This is a genomic window from Labrenzia sp. CP4 (genome assembly GCF_001579905.1).
Classification (GTDB): domain Bacteria; phylum Pseudomonadota; class Alphaproteobacteria; order Rhizobiales; family Stappiaceae; genus Roseibium; species Roseibium algicola.
In genome coordinates this window covers 701,535-720,000 of record NZ_CP011927.1, presented here as the reverse complement: position 1 = coordinate 720,000, position 18,466 = coordinate 701,535, and the positions used below count along the sequence as shown (strand labels likewise).

The 18,466-nt window shown below is 60.3% G+C and carries 13 protein-coding genes (1 of these 13 running past the window's edge); 4 read left to right on the top strand and 9 right to left on the bottom strand.

The genetic code is table 11. The features are described 5' to 3' along the window. Positions 1-1,563 carry the 3' portion of a M23 family metallopeptidase gene (locus ACP90_RS03495; RefSeq protein ID WP_031270257.1) on the top strand. Its footprint begins 411 nt before the window's first position, so 1,563 of the gene's 1,974 nt are visible here — the last part of the coding sequence; its start codon lies beyond the left edge, outside the window; the stop codon is at positions 1,561-1,563. Between the two features lie 143 nt (positions 1,564-1,706). Here ACP90_RS03495 and ACP90_RS03490 read toward each other — a convergent pair whose 3' ends face one another. From ACP90_RS03490 to ACP90_RS03450, 9 genes are all read right to left on the bottom strand, one after another. Further along, positions 1,707-4,928 carry an efflux RND transporter permease subunit gene (locus ACP90_RS03490; protein ID WP_062486804.1) on the bottom strand — a complete coding sequence of 1,074 codons (3,222 nt, stop codon included), beginning with the start codon at positions 4,926-4,928 and terminating at the stop codon, positions 1,707-1,709. Next, the gene (locus ACP90_RS03485) at positions 4,925-5,953 is read right to left on the bottom strand and encodes an efflux RND transporter periplasmic adaptor subunit (protein ID WP_055660430.1); all 1,029 of its coding nucleotides are present in this window, start codon (positions 5,951-5,953) and stop codon (positions 4,925-4,927) included. Before ACP90_RS03485 ends, ACP90_RS03490 begins: the two co-directional genes overlap by 4 nt. A gap of 13 nt (positions 5,954-5,966) precedes the next feature. After that, positions 5,967-6,170, bottom strand: a complete 204-nt coding sequence (locus ACP90_RS03480) for a DUF2892 domain-containing protein (protein ID WP_062486802.1) — start codon at positions 6,168-6,170, stop codon at positions 5,967-5,969. A gap of 206 nt (positions 6,171-6,376) precedes the next feature. Further along, a complete protein-coding gene (clpB, locus tag ACP90_RS03475) occupies positions 6,377-8,974 on the bottom strand; it encodes an ATP-dependent chaperone ClpB (protein ID WP_062486800.1) in 2,598 nt (865 codons plus the stop codon). A 255-nt stretch (positions 8,975-9,229) separates the two neighbouring features. Then, on the bottom strand, positions 9,230-9,925 hold the full coding sequence (locus ACP90_RS03470) for a DUF4167 domain-containing protein (RefSeq protein ID WP_088665257.1): 696 nt from the start codon (positions 9,923-9,925) through the stop codon (positions 9,230-9,232). Positions 9,926-10,316: 391 nt separating this feature from the next. Then, a complete protein-coding gene (prmC, locus tag ACP90_RS03465) occupies positions 10,317-11,165 on the bottom strand; it encodes a peptide chain release factor N(5)-glutamine methyltransferase (protein ID WP_062486796.1) in 849 nt (282 codons plus the stop codon). Between the two features lies 1 nt (position 11,166). After that, positions 11,167-12,240 (bottom strand): peptide chain release factor 1, encoded by a 1,074-nt coding sequence (gene prfA / locus ACP90_RS03460; RefSeq protein WP_023002990.1) that lies wholly within the window; start codon positions 12,238-12,240, stop codon positions 11,167-11,169. Between the two features lie 54 nt (positions 12,241-12,294). Next, complete coding sequence (gene ptsP, locus ACP90_RS03455; protein ID WP_023002989.1) at positions 12,295-14,562, bottom strand: phosphoenolpyruvate--protein phosphotransferase; 2,268 nt, start codon at positions 14,560-14,562, stop codon at positions 12,295-12,297. Between the two features lie 64 nt (positions 14,563-14,626). Further along, positions 14,627-15,877: an aspartate kinase gene (locus ACP90_RS03450; RefSeq protein WP_055659596.1), complete on the bottom strand. Its 1,251-nt coding sequence runs from the start codon at positions 15,875-15,877 to the stop codon at positions 14,627-14,629. Positions 15,878-16,070: 193 nt separating this feature from the next. On the opposite strand from ACP90_RS03450, the gene ubiG reads away from it, so the two are divergent. The 3 genes from ubiG to ACP90_RS03435 all read left to right on the top strand — a co-directional run bounded on the left by ubiG (position 16,071) and on the right by ACP90_RS03435 (position 18,303). Then, positions 16,071-16,832, top strand: a complete 762-nt coding sequence (gene ubiG / locus ACP90_RS03445) for a bifunctional 2-polyprenyl-6-hydroxyphenol methylase/3-demethylubiquinol 3-O-methyltransferase UbiG (protein ID WP_062486794.1) — start codon at positions 16,071-16,073, stop codon at positions 16,830-16,832. Then, the gene (locus ACP90_RS03440) at positions 16,832-17,527 is read left to right on the top strand and encodes an alpha/beta hydrolase (protein ID WP_062486793.1); all 696 of its coding nucleotides are present in this window, start codon (positions 16,832-16,834) and stop codon (positions 17,525-17,527) included. Before ubiG ends, ACP90_RS03440 begins: the two co-directional genes overlap by 1 nt. Positions 17,528-17,757: 230 nt before the next feature. Further along, entirely contained in the window at positions 17,758-18,303 is a 546-nt protein-coding gene (locus ACP90_RS03435) for a hypothetical protein (protein ID WP_023002985.1), read from the top strand. Positions 18,304-18,466: the final 163 nt, after the last annotated feature.

Sequence of the window (18,466 nt, the reverse complement as noted above, 5' to 3'; positions counted from 1 at the left end):
AAGGATCCGGAACTCGCGGAGCGCATTCCCCCGTTCAATCCGTTGAACATGTTCGCTGACAATAACGACGATGATGGCGGCATCAGTGTTGCCGAAACCGGCACTCCGCTTCCGGCCGATTCCATCTATGGCGCAAAGCTGGAAAGCGAAGTCAGCATTTCGCTTGCCCCCTTCCCGTCTTCCAGCGGGGACATAGACCTCGACCGGACGCCGTCCGAAACCGAAGTTGAGCTTGCCGTTCGCGAAACCGCGCGCACTCTTTCTATTGACGCTGTCGAAATGGCGGCAAAATCCCTGGTTGATCCGGGCCGCTTCGATTTCAATCTCGCCCTGCAGCCCGACCTGGAACGCTACGCCGTGCGCATCACGCCGGAGAATGTTTCCTTCGTGTCCAAACAGGACGAGGACATCCGCTTTGCCGGAATGGACGAAAGCATCGTTCCCGTTACCAAGGACCAGGATCTGGTCGACGTCATGATGGATTATGACGCGACCGAAGATGAAGCACTTGCAATCTCGACCGCCTTCTCAAGCCTGTTCGGCATTTCGGACCTGACTGAAGGACAAAGATTGCGGATCGCCTATGCACCGTCGCCGGACGATCTGGAGCGGATGCGTCCTGAACGCGTCAGCCTCTATGAGAACACGGAGCACCGCGCTACGGTGGCCCGCTCGGACAGTGGCGCCTATATTGAGGCCAAGGAACCGAGCACGTTCCTTGCTGATGCCTTTGAAGAAGCCGACCGTGTTTCCTACGGTGGCCCGACCCCGGCAATCTACGACAGCCTCTACCAGACGGCTCTCGAACAGGACATGCCTGAAGAGATCATCAACGATCTGGTGCGGATGTTCTCCTTTGACGTCGACTTCAATGCGCGGGTCCAGCCGGGCGACGCCCTTGAGCTGTTCTTCACCGACGGCGACGACAACAGCCCGCCGAAGATCCTGTATGCCGCGCTCAACACCGGCAACACCACACGAGAATTCTACCGGTTCCGCACGCCAGACGACGGCGTGACCGATTTCTATGATGACACCGGTCAGAGCGCCAAGAAGTTTCTTATCCGCAAGCCGCTCAATGGCGGCAAGTTCCGCTCCGGTTTCGGCATGCGCCGCCACCCGATCCATGGCTACACCAAGATGCACCGCGGTGTGGACTGGTCTGCTTCGCGCGGAACGCCGATCATGGCGGCCGGGAACGGCACAATCGTAAAGGCCGGCTGGAGCTCCGGCTATGGCCGCCGTATCGAGCTGCAGCACACGAACGGCTACACCACGACCTATAACCACATGAGTGGTTTTGGCAGCGGCATCCGTGAAGGATCCAAGGTCACGCAGGGCCAGATCATCGGATATGTCGGCTCCACCGGCCTGTCGACAGGCCCGCACCTGCACTATGAAGTGCTCGTCAACGGCCGTTACATGGATCCGATGCGTATCAAGCTGCCGAAGGGCCGTACGCTGGATGGTGAAATGCGCACAGCGTTCGAAACCGAGCGCTACCGCGTCGACACCTTGCTGGACCGTGTCCGCAAGCCGTCGCGGATCGCTGCCATCAACTGACACTCCTGAAAAACAAAGTTCGGCCGGGGCCTTCGTGCCCCGGCCGAACTTGTTGATGTCTTCACTCCAGACAGGCTTCGATCATTCAATCCCCGCCTGAGGGACCGGCACCAGCTTGACGCCGGCGACAATCAACCTGCCGCTCATCCAGCTTCCGAAACTTCCTTCTGTCGTGCCTGGTCGCGGCGCAGAGCCATGTAGATCGCCGGGATCACCAGAACCGTCAGGATCGTCGACGATGCCAGACCGAAGAGCAGCGAGATCGCCAGCCCCTGAAATATCGGATCGGTCAGGATAACTGCAGCGCCGATCATGGCGGCAAGCGCTGTCAACAGGATCGGCTTGAAGCGGATTGCCCCGGCTTCCAGCAAAACGTCCAGAAGCGGTTTGTCGGGCGTGCGCGAATGCTGGATGAAATCGACCAGCAATATGGAGTTGCGCACGATGATGCCGGCAAGTGCAATGAAACCGATCATCGATGTCGCCGTGAATGGCGCAGCAAACAGCCAGTGCCCCAGCATGATGCCGATCAGCGTCAGCGGAATTGGCGTCAGGATCACGAGCGGCAGTTTGAAGGAACCGAACTGGGCCACCACCAGGAAGTAGATGCCCAGGATCGCCACCATGAAGGCACCTCCCATGTCCCGAAAAGTGACCCAGGTGACTTCCCACTCGCCATCCCAGAGCAGGGTTGGCCGCGTTTCGTCTTCGGGCTGACCATGGAACGAGATCACCGGTTCACCGTCAGGTCCCCAATCCATGCCCTGGATCTTTTGTCCAACAGCCAGCATCCCGTAAACCGGAGCTTCGAACGCACCAGCCAGTTCGCCGGTTACCATTTCAACCGCGCGGCCGTTGTGGCGGAACACCGGAAAGGATGTCTTTTCCCTGCGAACCGTCACCACGTCGCCAAGTTCGATCACGCCCCGGCCTCCAGGCAATGCATTGGCCGGCACCGGCGTTGCAAGCACCGCTTCACCGATCACCATGTCGCCCCTGGCTAGATGGATCCGGATCGGGATCGGATAACGCGCCCGGCCGCGGTGCGAATAACCGACCTCCGTTCCACCATAGAGGCGCCGGACGGTGTCGAAGACATCGCCCTGCTCGACCCGGTGATATTCAAGCCGGTCCTGATCGATGGCGATGCGCACCCGGTCGGCCTGGGTTCCAAAGGAATCGTCGACATCCACGATGAACGGCACGTCCTCGAAGGCCTGGCGAACCTTGCTTGCAACCGCGCGCCTGGTTTCGGCATCGGGCCCATAGATTTCCGCAAGCAGCGTCGCCAGAACCGGCGGCCCCGGGGGCGGCTCCACCACCTTCAACACAGTACCGGCGGGTAGGTCGAGACCTGCCAGCATCTCGCGGATATCCAGCGCGATGTCATGACTGGTCCGGTCCCGCTCCCCCTTCTCGGTGAGATTGATCTGCACGTCACCCTGTTCAGGCAGTGCGCGCAGATAGTAGTGGCGAACCAGTCCGTTGAAATTGAAAGGCGATGCAGTGCCGGCATAAGTCTGGAACGACAGGATTTCAGGCACCTTTCCCAAACGGGCACCAATTTCCTGAAGAACCCTGTCCGTGTCCTCGACCGAAGACCCTTCCGGCAGATCGGCAAGCACCTGCAATTCCGCCTTGTTGTCGAATGGAAGCAGTTTCACCGTAACGTCGGTGGTATAGAACAGCGCAAGCGAACCGATCGTGCAGACGCCGACGATCAGCAGAAAGCCCCAGGCGCGCAGGCGCGAACCGATCAACGGTCTGGCGACCTTCGCGTAAATACGACCCAGAGCCCCGCCATGGGCCGCAGGCGCATGGGATTGGCCTCCGCCGCGGCCAGCGAATTTTATCATCAGCCAGGGTGTCAGCATCACGGCAACAAAGAACGAAAACAGCATCGCTGCCGAAGCATTGGCGGGAATCGGCGCCATATAGGGGCCCATCAAGCCTGAAACGAACAGCATCGGCAAAAGGGCGACGATGACCGTCAGCGTTGCGATGATGGTCGGATTGCCGACTTCCGCCACCGCTTCCACCGCGGCTTGCGTCCGGCTGCGATCATCCGACATGCCCCAGTGCCGGGCGATGTTCTCGATCACCACGATGGCGTCGTCCACCAGGATGCCGATGGAAAAGATCAGGGCAAACAGGCTGACACGGTTGATGGTGTAGCCCATCAGATAGGCTGCAAAGAGCGTGAGCAGGATCGTCGTCGGGATCACCACCAGCGTCACCAGCGCTTCGCGCCACCCGATCGCCAGTGCGATCAGGACGACAATGGAAACTGTCGCAAGCCCAAGATGGAACAGCAGTTCATTGGCTTTTTCATTGGCGGTCTCACCGTAGTTCCGGGTGATCTCCATATCCACGCCTTCGGGAAAGAGATCTCCGCGAATTGCTTCAAGCCGTGAAACGATTTCATCGGAAATCACCACCGCATTGGTGCCCGGTCGCTTGCCAATGGCCAGCGACACCGCCGGGGCCAAGGTCAATGCTCCATCTTGCTTGCGAATATGGGCGACCCTGTGCTCTGCCGGTTGAGTGGCAAGGTCGATGCGGGCGACATCACGCACATAAACGGGTCGGGCATCACGGGCGGTCAGGAAGAGATTTCCGATCTCTTCGGCCGATTGCAACGTCTCCCCTGCGACCAGAACGCGCTGCTCTCCGGCTTCCCGGACATAGCCTGCGCGGAAGGACTTGTTGGCACCCTCGATCTTGGCAGCCAGCTGCTGCAGCGTGATTCCGTAAAGCGACAGTTTTTCCGGGTCAGGTTCAACGCGAATGGCTTCCGGCTGCTCCCCGACGATGAACGTGAGACCGATGTCCGAGAGCTTGGCGATTTCGGTCTGAAGTTCACGCGCGATCCGGGTCAAACCGTTTGCCGTCCACCGCTCGGCGCCCCCCGGTGTCGGTGTCAGCGTAACGACGACAATGGCGACATCATCAATACCCCGGCCAACAATCAATGGCTCCGGAATGCCGACGGGGATCCGGTCCATGTTGGCGCGGATCTTTTCGTGCACGCGCAAGATGGCAGCGTCCGCGTCGGTCCCGACGAGAAACCGTGCCGTTACCAGCACACGGTCGTCCTGGGTCTGGGAATAGATATGCTCGACACCATCGATCGCCTTGACGATCGTCTCCAGCGGTTCCGTCACCAGTTTGACCGCATCATCCGCATTGAGGCCGTTGGCTTCCACATGAATATCGACCATCGGCACGGAGATTTGCGGTTCTTCTTCACGTGGCAGGGCAACAAGAGCAATCAGCCCGAGGGCAAGGGAAGCCATCAGGAACAGCGGAGTGAGCGGTGACCCGATGAAGGATCGGGTCAGCCATCCGGCAAGACCGAGTTTCATGGCACCAACACCCGATCACCGGCACGCAGTCCTGTCAGGATTTCGACCAGAACCGTCCCCTCGTGAAGAACATTTGCGCCTGGAACCACGGCGACATCCTGGGTGCCAGCCGCAACGGCAACCTGCACATAATCGACACCATGCCGGATCGAAAGAGCAGCTTCCGGCACCGCAATAACCTGACGCTCGCCGACGGGCACATGAACAAGTGTGCGTTCGTTGACGAAATAGTCTCCCAGGCCATCGACATCGACATCCGCCGTCACCCGGCCTTCGGTAATTTCAGGATAGACCTTCACGATCGTTCCGAAGGTTTGCCGGGTTGCGGTGCTCCCGGTCTCCGCAGCCTCGGGCTTGGGGTCAAGACCGCGTCCACCCAGCAGGACTTTCGCCCCTGAGGTTATTTGGGCGGCATGACGCTCCGGGATGGAGAGACGCAGGAAGTATCGGCCGCTGGCAATCCGGGCGACTTCCTCTCCCGGCAGAATGACCGAGCCTTCCGTGACCGGCACTGTCAGAACGCGTCCGGCATTGGGGGCCAGGATCTCGCCTTCGCTGGCACGTTGGCGTACGACCGCCATCTCCGATTCCGCCGCAACGGTCTGGTTGGTGACCACATCGAATTGTGTGCGCACCTGGTCCAGCCGGCTTTGTGCCGCGCTGCCACGGGCAACCAGTTGCTCCACACGTTCCAACTCGGTGCGGGCATTGTGAAGCTGGGAGCGCAGAACCTCGATCCGGGCCTCCGCAGCCCCCAGTTCGAGTGCAATTTTCTCGTCAACCACCAGGGCAATGACCTGGTCAGCTGACACGACATCGCCCTCGCGCACGGAAATTGTCTTTATGGTTCCGCCAATGCGGGCACGGGCAGGAACGACCGTCCGACTTTTGACCTCGGCAAATACCGCCTTGGTTTCCGGTACGGTGATCGGCTCGGCCAGAAATTCGCCGGCACGAGCCACCGGCGCGGCACCCGACGCTGCAGCCAGCGTCAACAGGAAGAAAATGAAGATACCGCGTCTCATCTTGTCCTCCACCTTACGAGAAGGCCACTCCCGGTTTCATGCCGAGCTTCTTGAAAATGATCGCTGCCGGACAAAAGCCGGTGAGGGAAGCCTGCATCAGGTTCAAGCCGACAAAGGCGTTGAGCAGATACCAGTAGGACGAAACGTAAAACCCCAGCGCCAGGGACAAGAGCACCATGGCACCTGCAAACATCATGACTGCACGATCGACTGTCATCTGAGTCTCCTTGATCGGATCAGCCGCCCTGGGGTTTCACCGAAGCGCGGCTCTTGTTTCACATTTATGAATATATGAATACCACAGCTTTTCGCAGGCCCGTTTGACAAAACGCAAACGCCCGGGCCAATCGAGCCACAAAACGAAAAACCCGCGGAAGTGTCCTTCCGCGGGTTTCCTTTTCATTTCTTTCAGCTTGCCTCAGGTCAGGCGGCTGCGCTTTCGGAGCCTTCCACCTGGAACATCAGGCGGTCTGACCCAGCCGTGACATCCACCGTCTGGCCGTCGAGGATTTCGCCGGCAAGCAGCTTTTCGGCGAGAGGATCCTGAACGTCCTTCTGGATCACCCGTTTCAGCGGCCTCGCTCCATAGGCTGGGTCGTAGCCCTTCTGGGCCAGCCAACCGAGAGCGCCGTCGTCCAGTTTCAGCGTGATCTTGCGATCGCTGAGGAGAGCCCGCAGGCGCTCCAGCTGGATCTTGACGATATCGGCCATCTGCGCCCGCTGCAGGCGATGGAACAGCACGATCTCATCGAGACGGTTCAGGAACTCCGGACGGAAATGACCCCGCACGGCGCTCATCACCTCGTCGCGAACCGCATCCGTATCCTGACCTTCCGGCTGGTTGACCAGATACTCGGCCCCCAGGTTCGAGGTCATGATGATCAGCGTGTTGCGGAAGTCGACCGTCCGGCCCTGACCATCGGTCAGCCGACCGTCGTCCAGAACCTGCAACAGCACGTTGAACACGTCGCTATGCGCCTTTTCGATTTCGTCGAAAAGCACGACCTGATACGGGCGCCGCCGAACGGCTTCCGTCAACGCACCACCTTCCTCGTATCCGACATAGCCGGGAGGCGCGCCGATCAGACGGGAAACGGAGTGCTTCTCCATGTATTCCGACATGTCGATCCGCACCATTGCGCTGTCGTCATCGAAGAGGAACGACGCAAGTGCCTTGGTCAGCTCGGTCTTGCCGACACCGGTCGGTCCGAGGAACATGAACGAGCCAATCGGCCTGTTCGGATCCTGCAGACCGGCACGCGCCCGGCGCACTGCAGTGGAAACCGCATGAATGGCTTCTGCCTGGCCAATGACCCGGTTCGCCAGCATGTCTTCCATCTGAAGCAGCTTTTCACGCTCGCCTTCCAGCATCTTGTCGACCGGAATTCCGGTCCACTTCGAAACGACCTGGGCAATGTGAGCCGGCGTCACGGCCTCATCGACCATGGCATCGGCATCCTCTGAAGCTTCCGCTTCGGCGAGTTTGCGCTCCAGCTCCGGAACCACGCCGTAGGCAAGCTCACCAGCCTTGGCCAGATCACCGCGACGCTGCGCGATTTCCAGATCGATGCGGGCCTGTTCCAGCTGTTCCTTGATCTTCTGTTCAAGGTTCAGCTTTTCCTTCTCGCCCTGCCAGCGGTTGCTGAGTGCCTGCGACTTTTCTTCCAGATCCGTCAGCTCCTTCTCGAGCCTGGACAGACGATCCTTTGAAGCTTCGTCGCTTTCTGCCTTCAGCGCCTCGCGCTCGATCTTGAGCTGGATGATCCGGCGATCCAGTTCGTCCAGTTCCTCCGGCTTGCTGTCGACCTGCATCCGCAGCCGGCTGGCGGCTTCGTCCACAAGATCGATCGCCTTGTCCGGCAGGAACCGGTCGGTGATGTAGCGGTTGGAAAGAGACGCTGCCGAGACGATGGCACTGTCGGTGATACGGACCCCGTGATGGAGTTCGTACTTCTCCTTGATCCCGCGAAGGATCGAAACCGTGTCCTCGACCGTCGGCTCGCTCACGAACACCGGCTGGAACCGGCGCGCCAGAGCGGCGTCCTTTTCAACGTGCTTGCGGTATTCGTCCAGCGTTGTCGCACCGACACAGTGCAGCTCGCCGCGCGCCAGAGCAGGCTTCAAGAGGTTCGAGGCATCCATGGCCCCGTCCGCCTTGCCGGCTCCAACCAGCGTGTGCATCTCGTCGATGAACAGGATTACCTTGCCCGCGGCCGCCTGGACTTCGGACAGAACACCCTTCAGGCGTTCCTCGAACTCACCCCGGTATTTCGCGCCGGCAATCAGCGAGCCCATGTCGAGCGCAAGAAGCTGCTTGTCCTTGAGCGATTCCGGCACATCGCCATTGACGATGCGCAGCGCAAGGCCCTCGGCAATCGCGGTCTTGCCGACCCCTGGCTCACCAATCAGAACCGGGTTGTTCTTGGTACGGCGCGACAGAACCTGGATGGTCCGGCGGATTTCCTCGTCACGGCCGATCACCGGGTCGAGTTTGCCTTCCCGGGCAACCTGGGTCAGATCCCGAGCGAATTTCTTCAGCGCGTCATACTGGTTTTCGGCAGTCGCGGTATCGGCCGTCCGGCCCTGGCGAAGCTGATTGATTGCCTCGTTCAGTCCGTTTGGCGTAATGCCGTGCCGCTTCATCAGCTTGCCGGTTTCGCTGTCGCTGTCCATGGCAAGGGCGAGCAGAAGCCGCTCCACGGTGACGAAACTGTCTCCGGCCTTGTCGGCGATCTTCTCGGCCTGCTCGAACAGACGTGCGGTTGCCTGGCCCATGTAGAGCTGTCCGGACCCACCGGAAACTTTCGGCATCTTGTCCAGAAGGCCCTCAAGATCGCCCCTCAATGCCTTGGCGTTGCCGCCGGCACGGCCGATCAGGCCGCTGGCCATGCCTTCGGGATCATCCAGAAGAACCTTCAGGATGTGTTCAGGTGCGAATTGCTGATGGCCCCGCCCCAAGGCAAAGGTCTGAGCGGACTGAACAAAACCGCGCGCACGCTCAGTGTATTTTTCAAAGTTCATAAGTTACCTCCTACCCGTCCGCACCACCCGAAGCGTGGGGAACGATCTGGAATACGGACCCCTGATACGGGCATCCGCACAGCCTTTTGCAGTGCTGCTCCTCTAATATAGTGTTGCATATTCACCACAAAAGCCCCTGCGGCATCTTATTCTGTGCCGTCCGGAACGGATGTCTGCAAGCCAAACAAAAAACGGCGCCCATCATGGACGCCGTTTTATCTGTTTCAGCTTTATCGAGGCTGACTATCTACCGGATCATTCTCCGGCAGGAGCCTCGGCCGGAGCCTCTTCAGCCGCCTTGGCACGGCGCGGGCGCGCGACCCTGCGGCGTGGTTTCGGCTGATCCTCTTCGTCGGAACCGCCAGAAGCTTCAGCACCCTCCGCGGCTTCCGCCGTGGCCTGGCCTGCGTCAGCCTGATCACCGGAGGCCCGGCGCGGCGTGCGCGCACGAGGTGTCCGGGGGCGGCGGCGCGGCTTTTCGTCCGCTTCGTCGTCGCCGGCTTCGGCTTTCTCTGCCTTCTGGGAAGCCCCGTTGACCTTACCTTCCTGATCGATGACAGGCATGTCGTCGATGAAAGGCTGCGGGCTGTCGGCATCCATCAGGTCGTTGTCCGAGGAGGACACGTCCTGGGAAGACCGTTCTGCGCCATTGGAGTGGCCTGAGCCATTCGTTGCCGCGGCTTCGAAACCGTCTTCGGCTTCGTTGCGGGAAGAGGCATGCGCCATCGGCTGCTGTTGCGGCTGCGCGGCAGCCACAATGCGCAGATAGTGCTCCGCATGCTGGTTATAGTTCTCGGACATCACCCGGTCGCCGGATGCCTGGGCATCCCGTGCAAGCTGCTGGTACTTCTCTGCAACGTGCATCGCAGTACCGCGGATTTTCACATCAGGACCGTTTGATTCGTAAGTCCGGGTTAACGGATTTGGGCCCTTGCGGCCCCGTCCGCGCATACGCTTATTGCTTTGATTACCTGGTCTCATCCTGCCGTTTTCTCTTAAGGAACGGCGGTCAGCTTGACGCTGACCCAACATCGGAATTGCCTAAAACCGACACGAAATACCTGCCGAAACCAACAATGCTGGTTAGCGGCTGTCATTGAAAACATACGCAGCGCGCTAAAGGCCGATGGCCAACGCGATTGTCTTTTTCTTCGACAGTCCGAAACACCGGATAGTCCGATTTGCAACGGTTTCCAAAACGCTGAAGTTGCGCCGGTTCCCAGCTGCCGGATGCGCATGCCCCGCTAAACGCTGATAACATTTCCGGTCTCGGCAAGAGGAACGTACCCGTTTCCGTTGCGATTTCCAAGTGCTTTTTCGCCTTTGGATCAAATCCGCAAAATTAGAGCCTGCGCCCCACCACAACACGGTCGTTTCCGGAAAGATCTTTAATGATTTCAATCTCTACAAAGCCATGATGACGCAGCTGTTTTTTCAGATCCTCTCCTTGATCGAAGCCGATTTCGAGAGCGATCCAACCGCCCGGGCGCAGCAGCTTCACAGCATCCGCGACGATACGAACATAGGCTGTCAGGCCGTCCTCACCGCCATCAAGAGCAAGCTTCGGGTCATGCTGAATCACTTCGCGCGATAACTCGGCGAGGACAGCGCTGCGGATATAGGGCGGGTTGCTGACAACCCAGTCGAAGCCGCTTTCCGGTCGCAGGGCGGAGGTATAGTCCGCCCGCACGGGAAGAAACCGGTCTTCCACGCCGTGCAGAGACGCGTTGCCTGCAGCACATTCAAGCGCCTGTTCCGACAGGTCCACCGCGATCATCCGGCTTCGGGGCAACTCGGCCAGCAACGTCACGGCGATCGCTCCCGTACCCGTGCCGATATCGCAGATAAACGGCGCTTCTTCAGGAGCACATCTTTCAAGCACGGCATCAATCAGGGTTTCAGTGTCCGGCCGGGGCTCCAGCGTTGCCTCGTTCAAATGAAATCGCCGGCCGTAGAAATCCCGTTCCCCGAGTATCCGGCCGACGGGCATGCCATCCAGGCGTTTCCGCGCATAGGCCTCTGCAAGTTCGGCCGCACCAGGTGCTGCTTCTTCCTGTTCACGAAAGACAAGTTCCGACAGGGGCAGCTCGAGCGCCGCGCTGACCAGAAGCCTTGCATCCAGTTCCGGTGTCGGCAAACCGGCCACCCGAAACCGGTCGCGCACGGACCGGTAAAGCTGGCCGATGGTCACCTCAGGCCTCTTCGGTTGCCAGAAGATTGGCCTGGTGGTCCAGGATCAACGGCTCGATGACTTCGCCGAGTGCTTCCCCGGAAAGGATCTGCTCCAGCTTGTAGAGCGTCAAGCCGATACGATGATCCGTCACGCGGCCCTGCGGGTAGTTGTAGGTGCGGATACGCTCCGACCGATCGCCGGACCCGACCTGCAACCGCCGGGCCTCGGTCCGCTCGCTCGCAGCCCGCTCGCGCTCCTCGTCATAGATGCGCGCCCGCAGAAGCTGCATGGCTCGCGCCTTGTTCTTGTGCTGCGAGCGTTCGTCCTGAACGGCAACGACGATACCCGTTGGCAAGTGCGTGATGCGCACTGCAGAATCGGTCGTGTTGACGTGCTGCCCACCTGCGCCGGATGCGCGATAGGTGTCGATCCTCAAGTCGCTCTCCTGAACGTCGATATCGACGTCCTCCGCCTGAGGCAGCACGGCAACGGTTGCCGCCGACGTATGAATACGTCCGCCCGACTCGGTCGCGGGCACCCGTTGCACCCGGTGAACACCGGACTCGAATTTCATCTTGGCAAAAACGTTGTCGCCGGAAACGGACGCGATCACTTCCTTGTAGCCCCCGACTTCACCTTCGCTGGCAGACAGGATTTCCACCTTCCAGCCCTGAAGTTCAGCATAACGCTGGTACATGCGGAAGAGATCTCCGGCAAAGAGAGCCGCCTCGTCGCCGCCGGTCCCTGCCCGCACTTCCAGGATGGCATCGTTGGAGTCCGCCTCGTCCTTCGGCAAAAGCCCGATGCGTACATCCTGGGCCAGTTCTTCGACGCGCTCTTCCAGCTCGTCGCGCTCCATTTCGGCAAGTTCGCGCATTTCCGCGTCGGAGGACGGATCCTGCACCAGTGACTTTGCACCGGCCAGATCCTGTTCCGCCTTGATCAACGCACGGATTTTGCCGACCAAAGGCTCCAGTCCGGCATATTCCCGCGACAGCTTCACATAAGCGCCCGGATCCGGATTGGCGGACATCATGTGTTCGAGTTCAGCGAACCGGTCCAGCAGGGTATCAAGTTTGTGACGCGCCAGCATACGCGCTGATTCTCCAGAAATTATCGCTTCGACGGTGAGTTACGCCCGTTAGCGCTAAAGGGCAACATCGGTTTCGGCGGCAAAGCGCTTCAACACTTCCCGTATGTTGCTGTCATCGTGTCCCGGCTCCAGTCGCGGCAGCAACCTGGCGGACAGGCGGCCTGCATCGAGAGTCCGAAGCATGGCTTTCACCGGCCCAAGAGACGCGGGCGACATGGAAAGGTCCCTGAAGCCCAGGCCTATCAACGCCATACCTTCAAGTGGACGGCCAGCAAGCTCTCCGCAAAGGGTCACGGGCACATGAGCCTTATTTGCGGCATCCACGATGGATTTCAAGGCCCGGAGGAAGCCGACACCCAATGTGTCGAACCTGTCGGCAACACGCGTGTTGCCCCGGTCGACGGCGCAGAAGAACTGGAACAGATCGTTGGAACCGACAGACACGAAGTCGACATGGCTCATCAGCTCTTCCAGTTGGAACAGCAGCGAAGGCACTTCCACCATCACACCCAGACGGATGTTTTCCGGCGTGGCGTGACCGTGGCGGCGCAGGTGTTTGACTTCCTTGTCCACCAGCGATTTGGCCTGAAGGAATTCATCGACCACGGCAACCATCGGGAACATCAATTTCAGGTCCCGGCCGGCGGCCGCATGCAGCAAAGCCCGGATCTGGGTTCTGAGCAGGCCCGGCCGATCAAGGCCGAGGCGCAGTGCGCGCCAGCCCATCGCCGGGTTTTCCTCCTGGATCGAGCGCAGGTACGGCAGCACCTTGTCACCACCGATATCGAGCGACCGGAACGTTACCGGCCGGCCCGCCGCCGCATCGAGAACCTGGCTGTACTGGGACTGCTGCTCCCGCATGCGCGGGAACGAAGACGCCACCATGAACTGCAGTTCGGTGCGGAAAAGGCCTACCCCGGCCGCGCCAGCCTCATCCAGGTGCGGCAGGTCGACCAGAAGACCCGCATTCATCTGAAGCGAGATGTCGACACCGTCCCGCGTGACGGACGGCTTGTTGCGCAGGCGCCGGTACTGGGCCTGTCGCCGCGCACGGAAGCGGACTTTTTCCGCATAGGCGTTTTCCAGATCGGCGGCCGGGCGCAAGTGCACTTCGCCGGTGTCGCCATCCACGATGATCGCGTCGCCGCCATCGGCCAGGCTGACGATATCATCCACGAGTCCGACCGTCGGGATGCCGAGCGCCCTTGCAACGATGGTCACGTGGCTTGTCGGGCCGCCTTCTTCCAGCACAAGGCCGCGAATGCGGTCGCGGCCGTAGTCCAGCAGTTCCGCCGCACCCATGTTGCGGCCAACGACTATCGCATCCTGGGGCAGTTCATCCAGGCCTGGGCCGTGTTCGCGGCCCATGAGTTCGCGGATAAGCCTGTGGGCAAGGTCGTCGAGGTCGTGCAGGCGCTCACGCAGGTACGGATCGGTCTGCCGCAGCATCCGGGCGCGCGTGTCACTCTGGACCTTTTCGACGGCAGCCTCGGCGGTCAGGCCGTTGCGGATCGCTTCCTCGATCTTCCGGATCCAGCCGCGGTCGTAAGCGAACATGCGGTAGGCTTCCAGCACCTCGCGGTGCTCGCCGATGGCCGCGATTTCTCCGCTGGCCAGCAGATCGTCGATCGAAAGACGCAACCGGTTGATGGCAGCTTCCAGACGCCCCTTTTCCCGGTCCGTATCTTCCGCGATCAGGTTCGTGACGACGACACGCGGTTCATGCAGAACCACATGACCGAGGCCGACACCTTCGGCAAGGCCAACACCGTTGGAGGTGATCGGCCGGGAAAGATCCAGACCGGTGGCTTTCTGGGAAATGGCTTCCAGTTCGCCGGCGGCCACCATTTCGGCGATCACCATGGCCGTCGTCTGAAGCGCTTCGACTTCGTCTTCCAGATAGGTCCGGTGAGACTTGTTCTGGACGACAAGCACGCCAAGCGTGCGGCCGGCTCTCAGGATCGGCACACCGAGGAAGGAATTATAGGCCTCTTCACCCGTTTCCGGCAGATAGGCAAAGCCTGGGTGGGCACTGGCGTTGGGCAGGTTCAGCGGCCGGGCTTCGGCCGCGATCAGGCCGACAAGACCCTGGCCGACGCGCAGCGAGGCATTGTGGACCGCTTCGCTCTTCAGACCTTCGGTCGCATAGAGTTCGAGAACACCATCGGCGCGCAGGATATAAACGGAACAGACTTCCGCGACGACGTTCGAGGCGATCAACACCACGATCTTGTCGAGTCGCTCCTGCGCCGTGATCGGCTCCGCCATGACTTCGCGAAGCCGGCGGAGCAGAAGGCGCGGTCCGGCTAGGTTGCTGCGCATAGCGCCCCCGTTGATCCCGCTTCAAACAGGCCCCTTTTCTACAGGGGCCTGCCTCCCGGATGAACTATCCGTCCAACCCGTATAGCGAATGCAGAGTCCGCACCGCAAGTTCTGCATATGCTGAATCAATAAGCACAGAGATCTTGATCTCGGATGTGGTGATGGCTCGGATGTTGATACCTTTGGACGCAAGGCCGCGGAAACACTGGGCCGCGATGCCCGCATGCGAGCGCATGCCGATGCCGATGACGGAGACTTTCACCACGTCACGGGCGCCCTCAAGGTTCTGGAAACCGATGACGCCGCGATTGTCTTCCAGCACCTTGTTGGCGCGTTCGAAATCGCCTTCGGGAACCGTGAAGGTGATGTCGGTGGTCTTGCCATCCGGCGAAATGTTCTGGACGATCATGTCGACGTTGATGTTGGCATCCGCCAGCGGACCGAACACGGATTCGGCGACACCCGGCTTGTCGGCAACGTCACGAAGAGAGATCTGGGCTTCGTCCTTGGCATAGGCGATGCCGGTGACAACCTGCTGTTCCACGAGTTCATCCTCGTCGCAAATAAGAGTTCCAATCGGAAGGCCGTTCTCGCCGACCTGGGGCGCATCCGGATCGTCAAAGCTGGAGCGCACGAATGTTCTGACGCCATGGACCATGGCCATTTCCACGGAGCGCACCTGGAGCACCTTGGCGCCGAGCGAGGCCATTTCGAGCATTTCCTCGAAAGACACCCGGTCAAGACGCTGCGCCTTGGGCACGATGCGCGGATCGGTGGTGTAGACGCCGTCGACATCGGTATAGATATCACAGCGGTCGGCCTTGATGGCAGCGGCGATGGCAACGGCGCTGGTGTCGGACCCGCCGCGACCCAGGGTCGCGATCCGGTTGTCCGGCGCCACACCCTGGAAGCCCGCGAGCACGGCCACCTGGCCCTGCTCGAGACGCTCGCTCAGGAAGCTGCCCTCGATATCGCGGATGCGGGCCGCACCGTGGTTCTCGTCGGTCTTGATCGGCACCTGCCAGCCTTGCCACGACCGGGCGTTGACGCCCATGTCCTGCAGCACGATGGCCAGGAGACCGGACGTCACCTGCTCGCCGGAAGCAACCACGGCATCATATTCGCGGGCATCGTGGAGCGGTGATGCCTCACGGCAAAACTCCACCAGCTTGTTGGTCTGTCCGGCCATGGCCGAAACTACCACCGCGACCTGATGGCCGGCGTCCACTTCCCGTTTGACATGGCGGGCGACGTTACGGATGCGATCGAGATCGGCAACCGAAGTCCCGCCAAATTTTAAAACCAGTCGGGCCATACCACTCGTATTCTTTATAGTCGTGTCTGGAAGCGCTGTTGCGCCTCTGGGATCGGCGCACATGCATACAGGCTGCGTTCCTTTGCTGCAACTGGGTGTCTTGACAAATAGTCTCAGACCTTGGAACGACTTCGAACCGTTGAATGACCAGGCGAAGCGCCAAGCCGCTTCACGCTCTTGAAAGGACCGTCCGATGACTGGCAGGGCTCAGGAAACCAGAAGCACGATCGACAGCGAGGAAGTCGCGCGCTTTTCCGCCATGGCAGAAGAGTGGTGGGACCCGACGGGCAAGTTCAAGCCCTTGCACAAGTTCAGCCCGGTGCGGCTGGGCTACATCAAGGAACATGTCTGCCGGCATTTCGACCGCGATCCGAAGACCACGGACGCATTCAAGGGGCTGCGCTGCCTCGATATCGGCTGTGGCGGCGGCCTGTTGAGCGAACCGATGGCACGGCTTGGTGCCGATATGGTCGGCGCGGACCCGTCCGAAACCAACATCGAGATCGCCCGCCTTCACATGAAGACCTCCGGCCTCGAAATCGATTACAGGGCAGAAACCGCGGAAGCATTGGCAGCGGCGGGGGAGACCTTCGACGTTGTGTTCAACATGGAAGTGGTCGAGCACGTCGCCGATGTACCTCTGTTCCTGGAGGCCACCGCGCAAATGGTCCGTCCGGGCGGGCTGATGTTCGTCGCGACCATCAATCGCACGCTGAAAGCCTATGCACTTGCCATCGTCGGCGCCGAATACGTCCTGCGCTGGTTGCCGAAGGGCACACATTCCTACGAAAAGCTGGTCCGCCCTTCCGAAATCGAAGGCCCGCTTCAGACCGCCGGGCTCACCATGATCGACCGTTGCGGCGTCACCTACAATCCGCTGACAGACACCTGGGCCAGATCGCGCGACATGGACGTGAACTACATGCTGCTGGCGGAACGGGCGAAAGACAGCTGATGAGCGATCCGATCCTGTTCGTACCGGGCCTTCTGTGCACTGAAGCGCTCTACGCCCCGCAGATAGTTGCCTTTGCCGACCGACCGATCATGGTGGCAAACCACCGCGAACACGACAGCATCAAGGCGATCGCCGCCAGCATCCTGGAAAAAGCACCGGAGCGGTTTTCCCTTATCGCCTTGTCCATGGGCGGCTATGTCGCCATGGAAATCCTGCGCGAAGCGCCGGAGCGGGTTGGCAAGCTTGCCCTTCTGGACACCAACTCCCGGCCAGATACGCCCGACCAGTCGGAGCGCAGGCAGTTCCTCATCGACCTGACTCGCAAGAAGGGCTTTTCCAAGGTTCCCCACCTGCTTTACCCTGGGTTCGTTCATGAAAAGCGCGAGGAAGACGAAGAGCTGAAGGCAATCGTCGTCGAGATGGCGCAGGAAACCGGGCCCGAGGCCTTCATCCGCCAGCAGACCGCGCTTATCAACCGCATCGATTCCCGTCCCCGTCTCGGCGAAATCGCATGCCCCACGCTTGTGCTGGTCGGTGATGGCGACCGGCTCACACCGGTTGAAATCTCGCAGGAAATCCACGACCACATTCCTCAAAGCGAATTGGCGGTGATCCAAGGCAGTGGGCACCTGTCGCCTCTTGAAGCCCCTGAAAAGGTAACCGCGACACTGCGCGATTTTCTCAATCGCCCTTAAGCCTGCAAATCGGCTGCACAAACCTGCGGCACAAATGCCTTTTACGTAAGAATCGGTATGCGATTTGATCCGTGTCAAAGCTTGGCCTTGATGCAAAGGTACAGTTACGTCACCTTTGGAGCGGGGCCCTGCGCTGGCAATGACAGAATGCGCAGGTCCGGGGACGGCAAGCCGGCGAAGAACGCCATGGCCAGCCGCAGGACGTCACACGAACAACCGGAGGATCTTTCATGCCGACGAAAAGCAATACAGGTGCCTTCGACTTCAGCGCCATGATGGCCGAATGGCCCAAGCTGCCGGAATGGCCGGCACCAACCGAATGGCCAATGCCTGCCTTTTCCAACTGGGCGTTTGCCGAGCGCGAAGACCGAATTGAAGCCAAGGCCATCGCGAGTTTCCAGAAAGTGGGCAAGACCATGTGGTCCCATGCCGAAAAGGCGTTTGATGACCACATGAATTTCGTCAGCCACCGGCTGCACCAGGACATGGAATGCGCCAAGTCCCTCAGCCAGTGCGCCGCGCCGGAAGAAACCATGGCAACCCTGCAGGATTTCTATTCCAGAATGGCGAGCGAGTATCAGGACCATTTCGAAAAGCAGGCTGCCCTCTTCCGCGACAGCTTTTCAGAAAGCGCCGCCGTGGTTGAAGAGCTCAATGAAACGGCGATGGAAAGCGTCAACGAGATGAGCAAGGCTGCAGAAGAAAGCCTGGAAGAAACCAAGGCTGCGCTGAAACCGGCGCAAGCGCGGCGCAAGCCGGCTTCAGCGAAACCCTGACGTCCTCGCCAGACCGGCCCTATACCGATTAACCTGCTTCATCCGCCCGGGCTGAAGCAGGTTTTCGTTTTGGTTGTCACGGAAAAATTCCAGGCGCCTGGTTCCACCGGCACCCGGTGAAGCCGCGGCAAAGCTTCACAATTCGGATGCCAGGAAGACGCCA